The sequence below is a fragment of the Rhodococcus sp. MH15 genome (genome assembly GCF_019266045.1).
In the GTDB taxonomy this organism is placed as follows: domain Bacteria; phylum Actinomycetota; class Actinomycetes; order Mycobacteriales; family Mycobacteriaceae; genus Rhodococcus_F; species Rhodococcus_F qingshengii.
Map to the genome: position 1 here is coordinate 139,784 of NZ_LPNP01000068.1, position 19,487 is coordinate 159,270.

General features: G+C 63.8%; 20 protein-coding genes. 12 read left to right on the forward strand and 8 right to left on the reverse strand.

The window, feature by feature from the left end:
* Positions 1–62 precede the first annotated feature (62 nt).
* Positions 63–902: a putative RNA methyltransferase gene (locus ATN37_RS17835; RefSeq protein ID WP_054832111.1), complete on the forward strand. Its 840-nt coding sequence runs from the start codon at positions 63–65 to the stop codon at positions 900–902.
* 6 nt (positions 903–908) lie between these two features.
* Here the strand turns inward: ATN37_RS17835 and glgA are convergent, their stop codons facing one another.
* Positions 909–2,081: a glycogen synthase gene (gene glgA, locus ATN37_RS17840; protein WP_064075552.1), complete on the reverse strand. Its 1,173-nt coding sequence runs from the start codon at positions 2,079–2,081 to the stop codon at positions 909–911.
* A gap of 132 nt (positions 2,082–2,213) precedes the next feature.
* Here glgA and glgC point away from each other — a divergent pair, with 132 nt between their 5' ends.
* Positions 2,214–3,428 carry a glucose-1-phosphate adenylyltransferase gene (gene glgC / locus ATN37_RS17845; RefSeq protein WP_082893321.1) on the forward strand — a complete coding sequence of 405 codons (1,215 nt, stop codon included), beginning with the start codon at positions 2,214–2,216 and terminating at the stop codon, positions 3,426–3,428.
* Here glgC and ATN37_RS17850 read toward each other — a convergent pair.
* Entirely contained in the window at positions 3,425–4,060 is a 636-nt protein-coding gene (locus tag ATN37_RS17850) for an O-methyltransferase (RefSeq protein ID WP_007736091.1), read from the reverse strand. The genes glgC and ATN37_RS17850 overlap by 4 nt on opposite strands.
* A gap of 330 nt (positions 4,061–4,390) precedes the next feature.
* Here ATN37_RS17850 and sigE point away from each other — a divergent pair, with 330 nt between their 5' ends.
* The 4 genes from sigE to tatB all read left to right on the forward strand — a co-directional run bounded on the left by sigE (position 4,391) and on the right by tatB (position 7,420).
* Positions 4,391–4,987 carry an RNA polymerase sigma factor SigE gene (gene sigE, locus ATN37_RS17855; RefSeq protein ID WP_029255812.1) on the forward strand — a complete coding sequence of 199 codons (597 nt, stop codon included), beginning with the start codon at positions 4,391–4,393 and terminating at the stop codon, positions 4,985–4,987.
* A 52-nt stretch (positions 4,988–5,039) separates the two neighbouring features.
* Positions 5,040–5,399: a hypothetical protein gene (locus tag ATN37_RS17860; RefSeq protein WP_003945180.1), complete on the forward strand. Its 360-nt coding sequence runs from the start codon at positions 5,040–5,042 to the stop codon at positions 5,397–5,399.
* A 75-nt stretch (positions 5,400–5,474) separates the two neighbouring features.
* Positions 5,475–6,953: a S1C family serine protease gene (locus tag ATN37_RS17865; RefSeq protein ID WP_218695463.1), complete on the forward strand. Its 1,479-nt coding sequence runs from the start codon at positions 5,475–5,477 to the stop codon at positions 6,951–6,953.
* A 74-nt stretch (positions 6,954–7,027) separates the two neighbouring features.
* Entirely contained in the window at positions 7,028–7,420 is a 393-nt protein-coding gene (gene tatB / locus ATN37_RS17870) for a Sec-independent protein translocase protein TatB (protein WP_003945177.1), read from the forward strand.
* A gap of 64 nt (positions 7,421–7,484) precedes the next feature.
* Here the strand turns inward: tatB and ATN37_RS17875 are convergent, their stop codons facing one another.
* The 5 genes from ATN37_RS17875 to ATN37_RS17895 form a co-directional block, all read right to left on the reverse strand.
* Positions 7,485–8,621 (reverse strand): Mrp/NBP35 family ATP-binding protein, encoded by a 1,137-nt coding sequence (locus tag ATN37_RS17875; RefSeq protein WP_003945178.1) that lies wholly within the window; start codon positions 8,619–8,621, stop codon positions 7,485–7,487.
* 24 nt (positions 8,622–8,645) lie between these two features.
* Positions 8,646–9,509: a lytic transglycosylase domain-containing protein gene (locus ATN37_RS17880; protein WP_003945171.1), complete on the reverse strand. Its 864-nt coding sequence runs from the start codon at positions 9,507–9,509 to the stop codon at positions 8,646–8,648.
* A 145-nt stretch (positions 9,510–9,654) separates the two neighbouring features.
* Positions 9,655–11,112: a lytic murein transglycosylase gene (locus tag ATN37_RS17885; RefSeq protein ID WP_308125221.1), complete on the reverse strand. Its 1,458-nt coding sequence runs from the start codon at positions 11,110–11,112 to the stop codon at positions 9,655–9,657.
* 75 nt (positions 11,113–11,187) lie between these two features.
* Positions 11,188–11,730, reverse strand: a complete 543-nt coding sequence (locus ATN37_RS17890; RefSeq protein WP_003945067.1) for a DUF1003 domain-containing protein — start codon at positions 11,728–11,730, stop codon at positions 11,188–11,190.
* The gene (locus tag ATN37_RS17895; protein ID WP_003945077.1) at positions 11,727–13,013 is read right to left on the reverse strand and encodes a magnesium transporter MgtE N-terminal domain-containing protein; all 1,287 of its coding nucleotides are present in this window, start codon (positions 13,011–13,013) and stop codon (positions 11,727–11,729) included. Before ATN37_RS17895 ends, ATN37_RS17890 begins: the two co-directional genes overlap by 4 nt.
* Before the next feature lie 72 nt (positions 13,014–13,085).
* On the opposite strand from ATN37_RS17895, the gene ATN37_RS17900 reads away from it, so the two are divergent.
* The 6 genes from ATN37_RS17900 to ATN37_RS17925 all read left to right on the forward strand — a co-directional run bounded on the left by ATN37_RS17900 (position 13,086) and on the right by ATN37_RS17925 (position 19,207).
* On the forward strand, positions 13,086–14,048 hold the full coding sequence (locus ATN37_RS17900) for a CoA ester lyase (protein ID WP_020908461.1): 963 nt from the start codon (positions 13,086–13,088) through the stop codon (positions 14,046–14,048).
* A gap of 107 nt (positions 14,049–14,155) precedes the next feature.
* On the forward strand, positions 14,156–14,650 hold the full coding sequence (locus ATN37_RS17905) for a general stress protein (protein WP_003945065.1): 495 nt from the start codon (positions 14,156–14,158) through the stop codon (positions 14,648–14,650).
* A 251-nt stretch (positions 14,651–14,901) separates the two neighbouring features.
* On the forward strand, positions 14,902–16,239 hold the full coding sequence (locus ATN37_RS17910; protein ID WP_218695472.1) for an ABC transporter substrate-binding protein: 1,338 nt from the start codon (positions 14,902–14,904) through the stop codon (positions 16,237–16,239).
* Between the two features lie 80 nt (positions 16,240–16,319).
* Positions 16,320–17,201 (forward strand): carbohydrate ABC transporter permease, encoded by an 882-nt coding sequence (locus ATN37_RS17915; protein ID WP_044480569.1) that lies wholly within the window; start codon positions 16,320–16,322, stop codon positions 17,199–17,201.
* Position 17,202: 1 nt separating this feature from the next.
* A complete protein-coding gene (locus ATN37_RS17920) occupies positions 17,203–18,033 on the forward strand; it encodes a carbohydrate ABC transporter permease (protein WP_003945075.1) in 831 nt (276 codons plus the stop codon).
* Positions 18,034–18,037: 4 nt separating this feature from the next.
* Positions 18,038–19,207: an ABC transporter ATP-binding protein gene (locus ATN37_RS17925; RefSeq protein WP_003945069.1), complete on the forward strand. Its 1,170-nt coding sequence runs from the start codon at positions 18,038–18,040 to the stop codon at positions 19,205–19,207.
* A 3-nt stretch (positions 19,208–19,210) separates the two neighbouring features.
* Here ATN37_RS17925 and ATN37_RS17930 read toward each other — a convergent pair whose 3' ends face one another.
* The gene (locus ATN37_RS17930; protein ID WP_007736112.1) at positions 19,211–19,447 is read right to left on the reverse strand and encodes a hypothetical protein; all 237 of its coding nucleotides are present in this window, start codon (positions 19,445–19,447) and stop codon (positions 19,211–19,213) included.
* Positions 19,448–19,487: the final 40 nt, after the last annotated feature.

The window sequence follows — 19,487 nt, forward strand, 5'->3', positions numbered from 1 at the left end:
TATCCGTTTCGGTACGGGGCCTGAAGTGTGTGCGCACCGCCGGTAGCCGAAAGGACGGATCAATGCTTGCCGCCGTGATCGATCTTCTGTCCTGCCCGCAGTGTGCTGCTGATCTGGAATTGGTGGACGGCGCCGCCGAGTGCGACCGCGGACATCGATTCGATATCGCTCGCCAGGGTTACGTGAGCCTGATCAGTGGCGGTGCCACGAAGTTCACCGGCGACAGTGCCGAGATGATTGCCGCGCGTGCACGATTGCTCGGCGCCGGCCACTTCGGCCCGCTGATGGATGCCGTCACCCGAGCCTGCGCGACGACGGCGAGGTCGGATCCCGCGCGGATCGTCGAAATCGGCGCAGGCACAGGACAATACCTCGCACACGTCGTGGATTCGCTGCCTGATTCTCGGGCGATAGCCTTGGACGTGTCCAAGTTCGCGGCCCGGCGTGCCGCGAAGGTCCACGAAAGAATCGGTTCGATCGTCGCAGACGTCTGGCAACCACTGCCCATTCGCGACGGAGCGCTCTCTCACGTGCTCTGTGTGTTCGCTCCTCGTAACGGTCCGCAGTCCCATCGAGTTCTCGCCGAAGACGGCGTTCTGGTGGTCCTGACGCCCACCGACAGGCATCTGCGCGAGCTGATCGACATTCTCGCGATGGTCCGGGTCGACGACCGCAAAGTGGAACGTCTCGAATCGTCGATGGCCGGATACTTCGAGCGTGTGAGTAGCGACGAGGTCGAGTTCACGATGTCACTCTCACACCAGGACGTCCTCGACTTGGTGGGGATGGGACCGTCGGCGAGACACCTGACGCCCGCCGATCTGGCTGCCGCCGTGGCGAAGCTGCCGCAGCCGAGCACCGTCACCGCGTCGGCGACGGTCTCGACCTATCGCAAGATCTGACGCGGATCAGCGTCTCGTGACGGCGTCCGCGTAGACCTCGAGCGTCTGCTTGGCGATTTCGGCCCAGGAGAACTCGTCGATCGCACGGATCCTGCCCGCACGACCCATCGCGTCGGCGCCTTCTCGGTCGGCGACAACGGCATTGACGGTGGCCGCGAGCGATTCCTCGAATGCGGTCGGCTCGTAGGCGTTGTAGTGCACGAGTCGACCGGTGACGCCGTCGGCGACCACCTCGGGGATGCCGCCGACGTCGGAAGCGACCACGGCGGTCTCACACGCCATGGCTTCGAGATTGACGATCCCGAGGGGTTCGTACACCGAAGGGCAGACGAATACCGTTGCTGCCGAAAGTATTTCCCTGATCTGCTCGGTCGGGAGCATCTCGCGCACCCAGTAGACATTGCCCCGGTGCCGGGCGAGTTCGGCCACCGCCTTCTCCGTCTCGGCGGCGATCTCCGGCGTATCGGGAGCGCCGGCGCACAGCACGAGCTGAATCTCCGGGTCGAAGTGGTGGGCTGCCGCGACGAGGTGCCCGACGCCCTTCTGCCTCGTGATGCGTCCGACAAAGGCCACGATGGGTTTTGCCGGGTCGACGCCGATCGACGCGAGTGCGGACTGTGCTCCCGGCGCAGATCCCCCGGGATGCCATACCTCGGTGTCGATTCCGTTGCGGACTACGTGAACGCGACTCGGATCGACAGCGGGGTACGCGTCGAGGACGTCGAGTCGCATACCGGAACTGACGGCGATGATCGCGTCTGCGTGCTCGACGGCGTTGCGTTCGGACCACGACGAGATCCGATAGCCGCCGCCTAGCTGTTCGGCCTTCCACGGGCGTCTGGGCTCGAGTGAGTGCGCGGTGAGGATGTGCGGCACGTCGTAGAGAGCCGACGCGAGATGCCCGGCCAGTCCGGTGTACCAGGTGTGGGAGTGGACGATGTCGACACCGGCCGCGGCGTCCGCCATGCGCAGTTCGGTGGAGAGCGTCGTCAGGGCCGGGTTGGATCCGGCGAGAGCGGGGTCGGGAGAGTGGACGATCGCGCCTTCGCGCGGGGCGCCCATGCAGTGCACGTCGACCTCGCACAGCCGTTTCATCTGAGCGACGAGCTCGGTTACGTGTACTCCTGCGCCGCCGTAGATCTCCGGCGGGTATTCCTTGGTCATCATCGCGACTCGCACGCGCTAAACCTAACCGCCCGTGGTCGATCCGGCTACCGATCACGTTATCCCCGACCGTTCGGAGGGGGACACGATCGGACCTCTCGGACTGCTTCGCTAGCGGGAGTTCACCAGTGCGGATAGGTTAGCGGTGTGAGAAGCCAGCCGCATGTGCTTGGAATCGTGCTCGCCGGGGGCGAGGGCAAACGCTTGTATCCGCTGACCGCGGACAGAGCGAAGCCCGCAGTGCCCTTCGGAGGTGCATATCGACTTATCGACTTCGTGTTGAGCAACCTTGTCAACGCGGGATATCTGCGTATTTGTGTGTTGACGCAATACAAGTCACATTCACTCGACCGCCACATTTCGCAGACGTGGCGATTGTCCGGGTTCGCGGGTGAGTACATCACCCCGGTCCCGGCCCAGCAGCGGCTCGGGCCGCGCTGGTACACCGGCAGTGCCGATGCAATCCTGCAGTCGCTCAATCTCGTTTACGACGAGGACCCCGAGTACATCGTGGTTTTCGGTGCCGACCACGTGTACCGGATGGATCCGGAACAGATGGTTCAGCACCACATCGAATCCGGGGCAGGCGTGACGGTCGCGGGTATTCGTGTACCGCGAAGTGAGGCTTTTGCTTTCGGCTGCATCGACAGTGACGAGTCCGGACGCATCACCCAGTTCCTGGAAAAGCCCGCCCATCCTCCCGGGACACCGGACGACCCCAATTCGACGTTCGCGTCCATGGGTAACTATGTGTTCACCACCAAGGTACTCGTGGACGCCATCCGCGCTGATTCAGAGAATTCCGATTCCGATCACGACATGGGCGGAGACATCATTCCCGCCTTGGTCGCCGCGGGTGAGGCGTCGGTCTACGACTTCAAGGACAACGTCGTTCCCGGTGCCACTGATCGAGACCGCGGCTACTGGCGTGACGTCGGTACCCTCGACGCCTTCTACGACGCTCACATGGACCTGGTGTCGGTGCACCCGATCTTCAATCTCTACAACCGTCGCTGGCCCATCCGCGGCGCCACCGAGAATCTCGCGCCCGCAAAGTTCGTGAAGGGCGGACTCGCGCAGGAATCGGTGGTCGGTGCTGGGTCGATCCTGTCCGCGGCGACCGTGCGCAATTCGGTACTCAGTTCCAACGTGATGATCGAGGACGGTGCGACCGTCGAGGGCAGCGTGCTGATGCCGGGTGTGCGCATCGGCAAGGGTGCCGTCGTACGGCGAGCGATCCTCGACAAGAACATCGTCGTCGGTGACGGCGAAATCATCGGCGTCGATCTCGAACGTGACCGCGAACGATTTGCCGTCAGTCAGGGTGGCGTCGTCGCCATCGGTAAGGGCGTCTGGATCTAGAGCTTGCTCGCGCAGAGGAGGCCGTCACCGAGGGGGAGGAGGACTCGAATGAGTCGCTCGTCCTCGGTCACGGCCTTTGCCGCTTCTCGGACCGCAACCGTTGTCGCGTCGCGTGCGGAGCTGTCGGCAACGCGGCCGTCGGCCAGGGCGTTGTGCAGAACGATGACACCGCCGGAGCGCAGCAGGCGGACACCTTCGCGGACGTAGTGCGGGTGGTCGATCGCGGCGCAGTCGACGAACACCAGGTCGTAGCCGCCGTCCGCGAGCCGGGGAAGCACGTCGAGAGCCCGTCCGTTGATCAGGCGAGTGCGTGCCGGAGCGATTCCGCTTTCGCGGAAGGTCAGCTTGGCGGCCCGCTGATGTTCGGGTTCGCTGTCGATCGTGGTCAGGACGCCGTCGTCGCGCATTCCGTGCAGAAGCCACAGGCTGCTCACGCCGGCTCCGGTACCCACCTCGACGGCCGTCTTCGCGTCGAGCATCCTCGCGAACATCGCGAGCGTCGCACCGACGGCGGGCGTCACCGGATGGGCTCCGAGATCCAGCGCTCGATCTCGCGCCGCGGTCAAAATCTCGTCCTCGGAAACTACGTCCTCGACGTGGCGGAGTATCTGTTCGGCGTGGGTCACGCTCATGAGGTTATCGGGCGGTTCGGATTGTCGCTGCAAGGCGCGCAGTCACCAGGATTCTCAGGAATCCCTCAGGCTCCTCATATGGCGTGCACACCGCGATGAGAAAAGGTGTATACATCGCCGGATCGAAGATCGCACGGCGGTATCGATTTCTACCAAGTTGATCTTTCGCAGCTCGGTGATCGGGAACAAATCACAGCAACGGCTGGTTCTCCCGAATATCGCGCATCACGTGATTCGGACAACGCGGTGATCGAACTACGCGATCCCGAGCAGGAGGATCAACTTATTTACCAGGTCAACGACGAGCCTCGCCCTCGAGAGTCGGAAGTTTTGACGACGGAATCGGCTGTGGATTCCGAATTGATCGGCACTGCTGTGTTCGATGCAACTGGTGAGAAGTCCTCCATGCCGTCTTGGGACGAACTCGTGCGTCAGCACGGTGACCGGGTGTACCGCCTGGCCTACCGGTTGTCAGGCGATGCCCAGGACGCCGAGGACTTGACGCAGGACACCTTCATCCGGGTGTTCCGCTCGCTCTCCGATTATCAGCCCGGAACTTTTGAGGGCTGGTTGCACCGCATCACCACAAACCTGTTCCTCGACATGGTTCGCCGACGCAATCGCATCCGTATGGAAGCGCTGCCCGAGGACTACGACCGCGTTCCCTCGCCCGGTCCCGACCCCGAGCAGATCTACCACGACGCGCGCCTCGACGCAGGTCTGCAGGCCGCACTGGACTCACTCGCACCTGAATTTCGTGCCGCTGTCGTGCTCTGTGACATCGAAGGTCTGTCGTACGAGGAAATCGGTGCCACACTGGGAGTGAAGCTCGGAACGGTTCGTAGCCGTATCCATCGTGGGCGACAGGCGATTCGTGATCATCTGGCAGCGCAGCGCGCAGCCGAATCCGAACTCGTCGGTTTCTGACGGTCGGGTTCGAGCTACAGAGCGGGACGTGGTCAATCACCTGGAGGGACGAATGACGGAGGCGCGGGCACATCGCCAGTTCGGTTCGACCGAACATCTGGCCAGCGAGGCAATCGCTGCCTACGTCGACGGAGAACTCCGAATGCAGGCCTACTTGCGGGCCTCGCATCACATCTCGATCTGCGCCGAGTGCGCTGCGGCCGTCGATGCTCAGCAGCAGGCACGTGGTGCGCTGCGTCGAAGCGGCGAGATGACGATGCCGTTGTCCCTGGTGGGACTTCTCAGCCAGATTCCTTCGTGCAACAGTCCGACTACCGGGCCGAATTCGGAAAACGCCGACAGTTCCGTCGGTAATCAACCCGCCGGCTTCTCCACCATCAGCAAGAGGTTGTCCCGTCGCTGGCGCAAATGACGCCGCGCGCCAGCTTCCCGGCGCGGATCAGTGATACTGGACCATGTGACTGACGGAAAAAGGGGGCACTCCGGAGTGAGTTCGGATTCTTCGGCAAACGGTTCGGTGGACAGACCGGCAGATGCGCCGGTTCTCGACCCCCGTCCGGTCTATCGACCCCAGATCGATCCGGCCTCGCGCCAGGTGTTCGGTCGGCCGAGTGGAGTCGAGGGCTCGTTCACTCCGATTGCCACGCGATCGACCCCGTCTTCCGACGTCGTGATCGGGAATCCGGACCCGGTTCTGGCCGAAGCGTTCGGTCGACCGGCAGACGCCACCGAGTCGATCGGTCGCGATCCCGAGGCGACGGCGAACAACACACCCGACGAAGAAACGCCGAGTGATCCGTGGCGTGATCCTGAATCCGCCGTCTCGCTGGGCAAGCCCGCAGAGTCCGAGGCGCCGGTGCAGTTGCCTCCCGCCCAGAAACTCGACGTGCGTGAGCTGTTGTTCGGTCGCAAGGTCGCCCCCTCGGCACTGGCCGCGCTTGCGGGCATTGCGCTTGTCATCGCTCTCGTCGGTGGATTGCTTGCCACTGTCATCACTGCCGATCGCAGTTCACTCACCAGCTCACGTGTCACGCTCGTTCAATCCGGCGGTGGGGAACAGCCGGAGTCTCAGGTGGCGAAAGTCGCCGACGCCGTACTGCCATCCGTGGTGTCGATTCAGGTCGCCGTCGGCGACCAGGGCAGCACGGGTTCCGGTGTGGTCATCGACGGCGCCGGATACATCGTCACCAACAACCACGTGATCTCCTCGGCTGTTCCGCCCGCTCAGGACGCGAAGATCCAGGTGATCTTCTCCGACGGAACCAAGACCGACGCCCAGATCGTCGGACGTGATGTCAAGACAGACCTCGCAGTGCTCAAGGTGTCGGCGAACAATCTGACGGTCGCTCAGCTCGGAAAATCCGAGGATGTTCAGGTGGGCGACGACGTCGTCGCCGTCGGCTCACCGCTCGGATTGAGCAAGACCGTCACCCGCGGGATCGTCAGTGCACTGAACCGGCCTCTGCGGTTGTCGGGTGAAGGCACTGACACCAACGCCGTCATCGACGCCGTCCAGACCGACGCGGCGATCAATCACGGCAACTCCGGTGGTGCGCTCGTCGACGATGAAGCCCGCGTCATCGGCATCAACACCGCAATGCTCAGTGAGTCCGGTGGTTCGGTCGGGCTCGGCTTCGCGATTCCGATCGACACGGTCACCGAGGTGGCTCAGACCATCATCCGTGACGGCAAGGTTCATCACCCCGACATCGGCGTGAATGCCCGCACCGCGGTCAATGACGCGACCAGTGGTGCTGCGGTGGCCAACGTGCGCGACGGCAGCCCCGCTCAACGTGCGGGGATCGTCGAAGGTGACGTCATCGTCAAGGTCGGTGACCGACCGGTGACAAGCGCCGACGAATTGGTGGTTGCGGTCAACGCGACGACCGTCGATCAGCCTGTCAACGTTCAGTTGATCCGCGACGGACGGCAGGTCGACATTTCGGTCACGCCGGTGTCGGACTGATCGGACCCTGCGATCTTCCTGTGAGGTTGATCCGGACATGCGCGCACCGAGCGAGCACACAGTAGGCTGACCCTGTGTTTGGCAACATCGGTTGGGGCGAGTTCATGATCCTCCTCGTAGCGGCTCTGGTCATCTTGGGACCTGAGCGGCTTCCTGGTGCGGTCTCCTGGGTCACGAAATCCCTGAGGCAGGTGCGCGAATATGCTTCGGGCGCTTCCAATCAGCTCAAGGAAGAACTGGGCACCGATTTCGAGGATCTGCGTAAACCGCTCGCAGATCTGAACAAGCTGCGCGGAATGACGCCGCGCGCTGTGATCACCCAGCACCTCCTCGACGGCGACGACTCCATCTTCACGGGCAACTTCGACAAGAAGCCGCAGAGCGGAGTGCAGGAGCCGAAGACGCTGTCGAAGGACAAGCCACTCACCGCCGGCGAACGTCCTCCTGTGGACTTCGACGCCACCTAGAGTCGACATACGCAAGGGCGCCTGTCACCGATCGGTGACAGGCGCCCTTCCGTATGAGGGGGTTCTACAGGTTGCGAACCGTGTTGATACCAAGCGACATTCCGGCCAGCCCGCGCTGACGGACGGCCAACTTGTCGGCGATGTCCTTGAGTGCGATGGCTGCGGGTGAATCGGGAGCGCTGAGGACGATCGGCGTCCCGGCGTCGCCTGCCTCGCGGACGGACGGATCCAGCGGGATCTGTCCGAGAAGCGGAACCTTGGCGCCGACGGCCTTCGTGAGGCGATCGGAGACGGTCTGCCCGCCGCCTTCGCCGAAGACGTCCATACGGGTGCCGTCGGGAAGTTCGAGCCAGGACATGTTCTCGACGACGCCGGCGACGCGCTGGCGGGTCTGCAGGGCGATCGCGCCCGCGCGCTCGGCGACCTCTGCAGCAGCCTGCTGCGGTGTGGTGACGACCAGGATCTCGGCGCTCGGGATGAGCTGAGCCACCGAGATGGCGATGTCACCGGTGCCGGGCGGCAGATCGAGCAGCAGCACGTCCAGATCGCCCCAGAAGACGTCGGCGAGGAACTGCTGGAGCGCGCGGTGCAGCATCGGTCCGCGCCAGACGACAGGTGTGTTGCCCTGGGTGAACTGCGCGATGGAGATCATCTTCACGTCGTGGGCGACGGGCGGCATGATCATGCGCTCGACCTGAGTGGGCTTGGCGTCGGTGCCGAGCATGCGGGGGATCGAGTGGCCGTAGATATCCGCGTCGAGTACACCCACGGACAGTCCGCGCGCGGCCATTGCTGCCGCGAGATTGACTGTCACGCTGGACTTTCCGACGCCACCCTTGCCGGAGGCCACGGCGTAGACGCGGGTGAGTGAACCTGGCTGGGCGAACGGGATGACGGGCTCGGCGGAATCGCCGCGAAGCGACTTGCGGAGCTCGGTTCGCTGAGCGTCGTCCATGACGTCGAGTTCGACGCGAATCGCACCGACCCCGGCGACGTCGGCGACGGCCTTGGTGACGCGTTCGGTGATCTCGGTGCGCATCGGGCAGCCGGCGGTCGTGAGATAGATGCCGATGTCGACGCTGTTGTCACTGGAGAGGGAGATCCCCTTGACCATCCCCAGTTCGGTGATGGGTTTGCGGATCTCTGGGTCCAGAACTCGCGCGAGCGCGGAGCGAACGTCGGACTCGGTCAGTACAGACATGACTCCATGGTAAGTCCAGGTAGGTCAGTGGATGCGCGGCAGGTCCGATGCGGCGGGCACGATGCCGGTGGAGTACCCGAGCGACCAGGCCAGAACGTTGGCGACGTAGGCGGCCGAGTTGTTGTAGCGGTGGATCGCGGAGGCAACCTGGGTGACGTCCTGCATGTTGAGTCCGCCGTCGCACAGGTACTTGCCGGTGGTCAGTGCGGAGTCGAAAAGGTTCTGGGGGTCGGCGATTCCGTCACCGTTGCCGTCACCGGCGTATTGGTTCCACGTGGACGGGATGAACTGCATCGGGCCGACGGCGCGGTCGTAGACGGTGTCGCCGTCGAGGGCGCCGCCGTCGGTGTCCATGATGACGGCCTGGCCGGGGAGGCTGCCGTTGAGTGGCAGGCCGATCACGGGCTTGTAGAGGTTGCCGTTCGCGTCGGCGTCCTTGCCGTCGTTGGCGTGGCCGGATTCGACGCGGCCGATACCGGCGAGGAGCGTCCAGTGCATGTTGCAGTTGGGCTTCTCGACAGCGAGGATTCGCTCGGCGTTCTGGTAGGCGGCGACGCTCACGCTCGGGATTCCGAGTGCGCCCTCGGCCATCGAGGCGGGGAGCGGGGGAGTTGCCTGCACGGGAGCCAGCGGCGCGGGTTCCGGCGCGGGGGCGGGAGCCGGCTCGGCGATTGCTTCGACGGCGGGCAGAATCTGCGCCTGCGGTTCCTGCGTGGCTTGTGCGGCGGTGTCCACCGTTTCGGCGGAGCTGGTGTTGAAGAACGGGACCTTGGGAGCGGCGCCGGCCGTGTTGGCTGCGGTGACGAGTCCGATAGGGATGAGTCCGGTGAGCGCGATGACCGAATTTCGACGGATGTGCGAATCTGTCTTCTTGCTGTGCCGACCCACTGTTTATGCCTCCTGAACCTCCGCGAGGAGGTTTTCCGTTCAACTGACGGAGTCGAGGCTACCTGATTTGTTGCGTTTCCGTTATTCAACCGTGATCTAGGAGGGCAGTTTGGGGCATATGCACTGTTCTTTCGTGATTTTTCGGTTACAGAGCGGGCATGCCGGGCAGGCCCGGGAAGAACGGCACGAATGCCGGAGCCGGGACCGGTGCGGGTGCGGGTGCCGGTGCCGGTGCGGGCTCCGGAGAGGGGGCGGCGGGTGGAGAGGATTCCGCGGGAGCCGCGTCGGTGGTGGCGGGTGCCGTGGCGACCACTGCCATGCCCGGGATCGTGCACGGCAGAAGGATGCCGTCCTGCAAGGCGTCGAGGGCTGCGGGGTCCGGAAGGATCACACACATGTCGTCGGGCCAGCGCCATCCCTCGGCCGTCAGAATCGGCCACACGAGACCCCGTGAGGTGAGGACGGGGAGCGGGATGATCGGACCGGGAGCTGCGTTCCGGGCGGCGTTGGGTCCCGGAGCGGGGCTGGTCGGCATGACGCCCGGCGGGATCAGTGCCTGGATCTCGGGTGAGAGTGCAGGCATGTCCGGCAGACCCGGGAAGAGGGGAGTGGTGGTCGGGGTCGGCGTCGTCGACGCTGATTCCTTGTCGCCGGCCGCCGGATCGGTAGCCGCAGCCGCGGCGAGTACGGCCGAAGCGGCGGAGTCTGCCGAGGCGGCGGCGTTGATCGCGGAGCTGCCGGTGTTGATGCCCGAGGTGTACGGCAGCTGACCGGAAGGAATGACACCGTTCTTGTATGCCGTCGACCACATGATCACGTTTGCTGCGTAAGTGGCCGAGTTGTTGTATCGCAGAACAGCTTTGGTCTCCTGGGCGACATCGCGCAGGTTGAGTCCGCCGCTGCAGAGGTACTTCGCTGCCGAGAGTGCCGCATCGAAGACGTTGTTGGGGTCCTTGATTCCGTCCCCGTTGCCGTCGCTGGCATATCCGGCCCAGGTGGCCGGAATGAACTGCATCGGCCCGACGGCGCGGTCGTGAGTGGGGTCGCCGTCGATTGCGCCCTTGTCGGTGTCCCGAATGACTTCGTTGCCTGCCAGCCGTCCGTCGAGGACGGGGCCGAGGATCGGGGTGACCGTCGTACCCACCGAGGTCGTCTTGCCGCCGTTGGCGTGACCGGATTCGATGCGTCCGATGCCGGCCAGAAGATGCCAGGGGATTCCGCATCCCGGTGCCTCGGTCATCATCACCAGCTCCGCGGAGCGGTACGCGTTCAGGACGATCTCGGGGATGCCCAGAGAGGTGAGGACGACGGCCGCGGCGTTGGGCGCTGCCGGGGCGCCGGCGACCGTATCGCTGGGCGGGGCCGATCTTTGCGTTCGGACCGTGCGGGGCGTCGGGAGGAAGTCGACAGAGTCCGGCTGCGCAATCGAGGCGGAGCCCGCCAGTGCGATCGGAACCTGTGACCCTCCGGTCGGTGCGCTTCCGGCAGTGAGGGCCGCTGGACCTGTGACGACGAGCAGTCCCCCCACCAGTGTGGATGCTGCAATCATTCCGCGTACTCGCACGATTCCCCTTTGCTGGCGCTCCCGCTCCGGAGTACCCACCGTGATATCCATATTGCTGTGACTTACGTTACATATCGGTCACGGTGCGTGCAGCAAAACTCAGCGAACGCTCAGCTAGTTGTGACTTTGTTTCGCAGTATTCGAGTCACGGTGCTTCTTCTTCGGGGTCGGTTCGCCGTCGGCAGCAAGGATCGACTTGATCTCCTCGAGCTCCCGTCGCAGGTAGTCGCGGGTGGCAACCTCGCCGACGGCGATACGCAGAGCTGCGAGTTCTCGGGCGAGGAATTCGGTATCCGCCTTGGTTTGCTCGGCGCGTGAGCGGTCCTCCTCGAGCGAGACCCGGTCGCGGTTCTCCTGACGGTTCTGGGCCAGCAGGATCAGCGGCGCCGCGTAGGCGGCCTGGGTGGAGAAGGCCAGGTTGAGCAGGATGAACGGGTACGGGTCCCACTGCAGGGCCACCGCGAACACGTTGATCAGGATCCAGACGATCACGATGATCGTCTGGATTGCGAGATAACGCCCGGTGCCGAGGAAGCGGGCGATGCGTTCACTGACGCGCCCGACAGCTTCGACGTCGAAATCGAGATTGAACCGGCGGCTTCCGCGAGGCGTTTCCAGTCGTTGCCGTGCGGTCGTGCTCGACGCCCGTTCGCTCATCGGAGTAATTCCTCGTCGTCGGAGTAATCCTCACGCCAGTCTTCCGGCAGGAGGTGATCGAGCACGTCGTCGACCGTCACGGCCCCGATCAGGTGGTTCTCGTCGTCCACGACCGGCCCGCATACCAAGTTGTACGTCGCGAAATATCGGGTGACCGACGCCAACGAGTCGTCCGGGGCCAACCGGGGCATGTCGGTGTCGAGTAGTCCGCCTACCAGGCTGGCGGGAGGCTCGCGGAGAAGCTTCTGCAAGTGGACGCAGCCGAGATACCGCCCGGTCGGAGTCGCCGTCGGCGGACGTACGACGAAGACCATGCTCGACAGCGCCGGGGTCACGTCGTAGTTGCGGGCGCGGGCAAGGGCCTCCGCGACCGTCGTCGAGGCCGTCAGTACCACCGGTTCGGGCGTCATCAGACCACCGGCAGTGTCCGGGGAATGCTCGAGCAGGCGTCGAACAGGTTCGGAATCCTGCGGGTCCATCAACTGAAGCAGTGACTCGGCCTCGGTTTCGGGCAGCTCGCCCAACAGGTCGGCGGCGTCGTCGGGATCCATCGCTTCGAGTAGATCGGCGGCACGTTCGACTTCCAGATGCATCAGCAGATCGGTCTGGTCGTCCGCCGGCAGTTCCTGCACGACGTCGGCGAGGCGTTCGTCGTCGAGCGCCACGGCCAGTTCGTGGCGGCGCTTCTCCGGCAGTTCGCGCATGGCGTTGGCCACATCGGCGGGTCGCATGCCTTCGTACTGGAGAAGCAGGTGAGCTACGCCCTGGCCGGGGAGTGAGAGATCGCTCTGGGTGAGGCCGGCGACGTGCTGCCAGTCGACGATGTGAATCGCCGCGCGTCGACCGAGGCGTCCGCGATGGCCGCGAACCGCGACCTTGGAGACCACCCAGTCTCGCGTCCGCGTCGATTCGATTCCGAGATCGACGACTATCGTGTCGACGCCGTGAAGCTCCTCGAGTTCCGGGTCGTCCACGCGCACATGCGAATCGAGTACCTGCGCCAGAGCGAGCACTTCGCCCGGGCGCTGGTTGAAGCGCCGCAGACTGACGTTACCGGTGGTGAGGGTGACTGCACTCGGTTCGATTGCTGTCACACGCAACATCGGAACGAAAATGCGTTTGCGCGTGAACATTTCGATCACCAGACCGAGAACGCGGGGTTGCTGGCGTCCGATGCGGACCGTGATGACGACGTCGCGCACACGACCGATCGATTCGCCGTCCGGGCCGAGTACAACCAGGCCGGCAAGCCTGGCTGCAAATACCTTGCCTGCTGCTGCCATGATTGCAAGGCTAATTCGTCCAGCGTCAAAATCTGCAACGGCGCCACCGAAAATCGAGAAGGGCAGTCCGCAATGACTTCACGCAACCGTTCCCGTCGATCGGTATTGGCAGTTCCCGGCAGCAGTCGGAAGATGATCGACAAGGCGAAGGGATTGCCCGCCGACGAGATCTTTCTCGACCTCGAAGATGCGGTGGCGCCGCTGGCGAAGCAGGCGGCCAGGGAGTCGATCGGCGACGCGTTGGCCGAGGACGGGTGGGGCAAACAGGTCAAGGTCGTCCGGGTCAACGACTGGACCACCGAATGGACGTATGCCGACGTCGTGGAGGTGGTGGGCCGCGCCGGAGCGCATCTGGACGCCATTCTGCTGCCCAAGGTTCCCGATGCGAGTCACGTCCAGGCGCTCGATTTGTTGTTGACGCAGGTCGAGAAGGCCAACGGTCTCGAGGTCGGCAAGATCGGGATCGAACCGCAGATCGAGAACGCGATCGGCTTGACCAACATCGACGCGATCGCCACCGCGAGTCCCCGCGTCGAGGCGCTCGTGTTCGGCCCGGCCGACTTCATGGCGAGCTTGAACATGCGAACTCTGGTCGTCGGTGAGCAACCGGACGGCTACGACCGCGGTGACGCGTATCACCACATCCTGATGACCATCTTGATGGCCGCGCGGGCGCACGGCGTCCAGGCCATCGACGGGCCGTACCTGCAGATCCGCGACGTCGAGGCTTTCACTCGGTCGGCTGCGCGAACGGCAGCGCTCGGTTTCGACGGCAAGTGGGTTCTGCACCCCACGCAGATCGAGGCGGCCAACGAGGTGTTCAGTCCGCGCCAATCCGACTACGACCGTGCGGAACTCATCTTGGACGCGTACGCGTTCCACACCTCGGCTGCCGGGGGAGGGCGGGGCGCCGTCATGCTCGGCGACGAGATGATCGACGAGGCGAGTCGCAAGATGGCACTGGTGATTTCGGCCAAGGGCCGCGCCGCGGGGATGACGCGCACCTCGGAATTCACGCCGCCCGAACACGCCTGACGCTCGCATAGCCGAACGAATCAGGTCTGTAAAGGGCACAATAGGGGGTAGATGTACTTGCGTCATCCGCGTGGATGACGTGCCCGAAAAGAGGAGCGCAGCCAGCCATGTCCAATCCGCTCGGTCAATCGTCGAATGGGTCGCGCCGTGGAGCGTTGCCGACACCGCCTTCGGGATGGCCCATCGGGTCGTACCCCACCTACGCCGAGGCGCAGCGCGCAGTCGATTACCTCTCCGATCAGGAATTCCCGGTTCAGGACGTCACGATCGTCGGCGTGAACCTGATGCAGGTCGAGCGAGTTCTCGGTCGGTTGACGTGGGCCAAGGTGATCGGTGGCGGCATCGTCTCCGGTGCTTGGCTCGGTGTCTTCTTCGGCCTGGTGCTCGGAATCGTCACCGGTGGTTTCCTCGCTCCGCTGATCGCGGGCATCGTGGGCGGCATCATCTTCGGTGTCATCTCCACGACGATTCCGTACGCCGCGACGCGTGGGCAGCGGGACTTCGCCTCGACGATGCAGTTGGTCGCCGGACGTTACGACGTACTGTGTGAGCCCAAGACGGCGGAGTCGGCGCGCGACCTGCTCGCCAAGCTCGCCATCTGACATTCTCGCTCGGGCTGCCAACTTGTGTGATCTCGGTTACTTTATGTACACGCGGGCGAGGTAGTACTGGCTTCCCGTGACCGTTTGCCGGACAAGGAAATAGGTCCCTTCTCCGGCAAAAGTGCCGATGTGTGGTGCGTCGGCCAGCCGTAACGACTGCGCCGTCTCGCCGCCCGAGGAGGACGGCTGTGCAGAACAAGAGATCGCGGGCGGGGCAGAACGAGAGATCGCGGGCGGGACAGAAGAAGAAATTGCGGGCGGGGCTGCTCGGCGCGGCAACATTGTTGTTGGCGCCCTTGCTCAGTGCGTGCGGATCGGACAATGACGACGGCGTGGTGCTGTCCTTCTACACCGCTGCCGACGGCGCCGAGCAGTATGCGGAGGCCGCCGCCAATTGTTCGGCGGCGTCGAACGGCGCGTACCGGGTCGAGCAGAAAACTCTGCCCAAGGGTGCCGACGACCAGCGACTTCAGTTGGCCCGGCGTCTGACCGGCAATGACAAGTCACTCGATCTGATGACGCTCGACGTGGTGTGGACTGCCGAATTCGCCGAAGCGGGATGGGCATTGCCGCTTCCTGACGACGTGGCGGCCGAGGTCAGCAACGGGACGCTCGAGGGTCCGCTGGAGTCGGCGAAGTGGCAGGACCAGCTCTATGCGGCGCCATTGAACACCAACACCCAATTGCTCTGGTATCGACAGGATTTGATGCCGGACGGGCAACCACCCCAGACCTGGGATCAGATGATCGACATCTCCGAAGGCCTGGCCGCGGAGGGGCGCCCCAGCTGGATCGGTGTGCAGGGCAAGCAGTACGAAGGATTGATGGTCTGGTTCAACACTCTTCTCGCCAGTGCCGGCGGATCGGTGGTGGGGCCGGACGGAACAACCGTGACGGTGGCCGACGGTGATGCTGCCCAGCAGGCGCTGACCGTCATGAAGCGCGTCGCTACCGCCAAGGGTGCGGATCCCTCGATCTCGCAGGGGGATGAAGCGTCGTCGCGACTGGGCATGGAGAGCGGCAAATCTGCCTTCCAGGTCAACTGGCCGTTCGTGCTGCCCGGCATCATGGAGAACGCCGAGAAGGGCGATCTGCCGTACATCGACGACAAGGGCAATGTCACCAGTGAGAACACCGGAAACACGGTGCTCACGGTGAACGGAGAACGGAATTTCCTTGCCGCTCCGTATCCCTCGGTGATCGAGGGTAAGCCGGCCGAGGTCACGATCGGCGGCTTCAACGTGGCGGTGGCCAAGACCAGCCAGCATCCGGACCTCGCGTTCGAGGCGCTCACCTGTCTGCGTAACGAGGAGAATCAGCGCAACAACGCGGTAGCCGGTGGCGTTCCGCCGACTCTCGAGAGCCTGTACGACGACCCGGCGTTCCAGGAGGCGTACCCGGCGTGGCGTGAGGTTCGCGACAGCCTGGACACCGCTTCGGTTCGTCCGGTTTCTCCTGCCTATCAGAGTATTTCGACGCTCATCACTGCCACGCTGAACCCTGTGGGAAACATCGATCCGGAATCGACCGTGAACGATCTTGCCGAGCAGGTACGCAAGGCAGTCAATTCCGAGGGGCTGATTCCGTGACGATCGACAGCGAAAATTCGGGAGCTGCACCAACAGTCGCGACGGCGTCGCCGGAGCCGAAGCACTCCGCGAAAACGAAGATGTCCGACGGAAAGGCGGCCGAGCGTCGCCTCGGTCTCTGGCTGGTGGCCCCGGCCGCGATTCTCATGATCGCGGTGACCGCATATCCGGTGGTCTACGCCGTGTGGCTGAGTTTGCAGCGCTACGACCTGCGCTTCCCGGATCAACGAAAGTTCGTGTGGTTCGACAACTACGTGTCGGTGCTGACCGACGGTTACTGGTGGCAAGCGTTCGCGGTGACGACGTCGATCACGGTTGTCTCGGTCGTCATCGAGTTCGTTCTCGGACTGACCATCGCACTGGTGATGCACCGAACGATCGTGGGTAAGGGGCTCGTTCGCACCGTTGTGCTCATCCCGTACGGCATCGTCACCGTCGCGGCGGCATACAGCTGGTACTACGCGTGGACGCCGGGGACCGGCTACCTCGCCAATCTCCTGCCCGACGGCAGTGCGCCGCTCACCGACCAGATCCCGTCGCTCGCGATCATCGTCCTTGCCGAGGTCTGGAAGACGACGCCGTTCATGGCGCTGCTCCTGCTCGCCGGCTTGGCGCTCGTGCCCGATGACCTTCTCAAGGCGGCTCAGGTGGACGGCGCCGGCGCGTGGACCCGGTTGGTACGCATCATCCTTCCGCTGATGAAGCCCGCCATCCTCGTCGCTCTGCTGTTCCGCACACTCGACGCATTCCGCATCTTCGACAACATCTACGTGCTCACGAAGGGAGCGAACGACACCGGGTCGGTGTCGATTCTGGGTTACGACAATCTGTTCAAGGCATTCAACTTGGGTATCGGATCCGCGATCAGCGTGCTGATCTTCGTGTGTGTGGCAGTGATCGCGTTCATCTTCATCAAACTTTTCGGTGCTTCGGCTCCCGGATCCGATACGGAAGGACGCTGACATGACCGTGACTCCCAGACTCAAGATCAGCTGGTCCGTCGTCAACCTTCTGGTCTTGCTGTACGCGTTGGTTCCCGTCCTGTGGATTGCGAGCCTGTCCTTCAAGCCCGCCGGAACCATCAAGGACGGCAAGTTCATTCCGGAGAAGTGGACCCTGGACAACTACCGAGGAATCTTCGACACCAGCGCCTTCACCAGTGCTCTGATCAACTCCATCGGCATCGGACTCATCTCGACGGTCATCGCCGTGGTGATCGGAACCATGGCTGCTTACGCGATTGCGCGCCTGGATTTTCCGGGCAAGAAGCTGCTGGTGGCTGTTGCCCTGCTGATCGCGATGTTCCCGCAGATTTCATTGGTGAGCCCGCTGTTCGACATCGAACGACGGCTCGGGCTCTTCGACACCTGGGCCGGACTCATCCTGCCGTACATCACCTTTGCGTTGCCGTTGGCGATCTACACGCTCTCGGCGTTCTTCAAAGAGATTCCTTGGGAACTCGAAAAGGCGGCGCAGATGGACGGCGCGACGCCGGGGCAGGCGTTCCGGAAGGTGGTGGCTCCACTGGCCGCGCCCGGCATCGTCACTGCGGGAATCCTGGTGTTCATCTTCTGCTGGAACGACCTGTTGTTCGCGATTTCGCTGACGTCGACCGAACGCTCCATCACCGCCCCTGCGGCCATCGCAAACTTCACCGGCGCTTCACAATTCGAGGAGCCCACCGGGTCGATCGCCGCGGCCGCCATGGTCATCACCATTCCGATCATCATCTTTGTTCTGTTCTTCCAACGTCGTATCGTGGCCGGGCTTACTTCCGGCGCAGTGAAGGGATAAGCCTGTGGCCGAGATCGTGCTGGACAAGGTGACCAAGCTGTACCCGGACGGAGCCAAGGCGGTCAGTGATGTCGACATCACCATCGCCGACGGAGAATTCATCATTCTCGTGGGCCCGTCCGGTTGTGGAAAATCCACGACTCTCAACATGATTGCCGGGCTGGAAGACATTTCGACCGGTGAGTTGCGGATCGCGGGTGAACGCGTCAACGAACGCGCCCCCAAGGACCGCGACATCGCGATGGTCTTCCAGTCGTATGCGCTGTATCCGCACATGACGGTGCGCCAGAACATCGCGTTCCCGTTGACCTTGGCGAAGATGTCCAAGGACGAGATCAACGCCAAGGTCGACGACGCGGCGCGGGTCCTGGACCTCACCCAGCATCTCGATCGCAAACCGGCGAACCTGTCGGGCGGTCAGCGTCAGCGTGTCGCGATGGGACGCGCAATCGTGCGCAGCCCGAAGGCGTTTCTCATGGACGAGCCGCTATCGAACCTGGACGCCAAACTGCGCGTGCAGATGAGGACGGAGATCGCCCGTCTGCAGCAGCGACTCGGTACGACAACGATTTACGTGACCCACGACCAGACCGAGGCGATGACGCTCGGCGATCGGGTAGTCGTGCTGCGCGGCGGAATCGTGCAACAGATCGGTGCGCCGCAGGAACTCTACGATCGTCCGAACAATCTGTTCGTGGCGGGATTCATCGGGTCCCCGTCCATGAACTTCTTCCCCGGACAGTTGACGGCCGACGGTGTGAGCACGCCGATCGGCGATGTTCGCCTGCCAGCGGCGGCGCAGTCGAAGATCTCGGGCAGCGGTTCGGGCAAGGACGTGGTGGTCGGTATCAGACCGGAGCATTTCGAGGACGTGGCGCTGGTCGATGCAGCGCAGAAGCCGCACGGCGGGACGTTCACCGTCGACGTCGACGTGCTGGAATCGATGGGTTCGGACAAGTACGCGTATTTCCTCGCTGGTGGCCCCGCCGTCAACTCTCGTGAACTCGAGGAACTCGCCGCCGATTCGGGAACGGCCGTCGCTGGTGGCGGTCAACTGGTTGCCAGGCTCTCGTCCGAGTCCACGGTGGCCCAGGGCAGGTCTGTCGATCTCTGGTTCGATCCCGCCAAGATCGCAGTGTTCGACGGCGGTACGGGAGCCAATCTGCTGCTGTGACCTTTACCCGGGCAAGGTGACCGAATACGTCGCGCCCCAGGGGAGCGGTACCTGTTCGGGGCCGGGCGCTGCGTCGGCCGGTTCGGGTAGGGGGACCAGGCGGCCGAATTGTTCGTGATGGGTGGAGGCCGGGGCGGCTTGCGCTGTCCCGGCGACCACGGCGATCGGCGCCGCTGCCAGGGCGCCGGCGACGGCAAATCGAGTGGCGATGCGGCGCTTGCTTGCTCGGGTCGAGATCATGAGCACTCCTGCGTGGTTTCGAGGTTCGGTGAATGCTGTG

Coding starts and splice junctions, on each gene's coding strand:
- ATN37_RS17850 (WP_007736091.1), bottom strand. CDS start 4,060: ATGAGCGTGACCCACGCCGAACAGATACTCCGCCACGTCGAGGACGTA.
- ATN37_RS17915 (WP_044480569.1), top strand. CDS start 16,320: ATGTCCGACGGAAAGGCGGCCGAGCGTCGCCTCGGTCTCTGGCTGGTG.
- ATN37_RS17920 (WP_003945075.1), top strand. CDS start 17,203: ATGACCGTGACTCCCAGACTCAAGATCAGCTGGTCCGTCGTCAACCTT.
- ATN37_RS17905 (WP_003945065.1), top strand. CDS start 14,156: ATGTCCAATCCGCTCGGTCAATCGTCGAATGGGTCGCGCCGTGGAGCG.
- ATN37_RS17930 (WP_007736112.1), bottom strand. CDS start 19,447: ATGATCTCGACCCGAGCAAGCAAGCGCCGCATCGCCACTCGATTTGCC.
- ATN37_RS17860 (WP_003945180.1), top strand. CDS start 5,040: ATGACGGAGGCGCGGGCACATCGCCAGTTCGGTTCGACCGAACATCTG.
- ATN37_RS17895 (WP_003945077.1), bottom strand. CDS start 13,013: ATGGCAGCAGCAGGCAAGGTATTTGCAGCCAGGCTTGCCGGCCTGGTT.
- ATN37_RS17890 (WP_003945067.1), bottom strand. CDS start 11,730: ATGAGCGAACGGGCGTCGAGCACGACCGCACGGCAACGACTGGAAACG.
- ATN37_RS17835 (WP_054832111.1), top strand. CDS start 63: ATGCTTGCCGCCGTGATCGATCTTCTGTCCTGCCCGCAGTGTGCTGCT.
- ATN37_RS17875 (WP_003945178.1), bottom strand. CDS start 8,621: ATGTCTGTACTGACCGAGTCCGACGTTCGCTCCGCGCTCGCGCGAGTT.
- ATN37_RS17900 (WP_020908461.1), top strand. CDS start 13,086: ATGACTTCACGCAACCGTTCCCGTCGATCGGTATTGGCAGTTCCCGGC.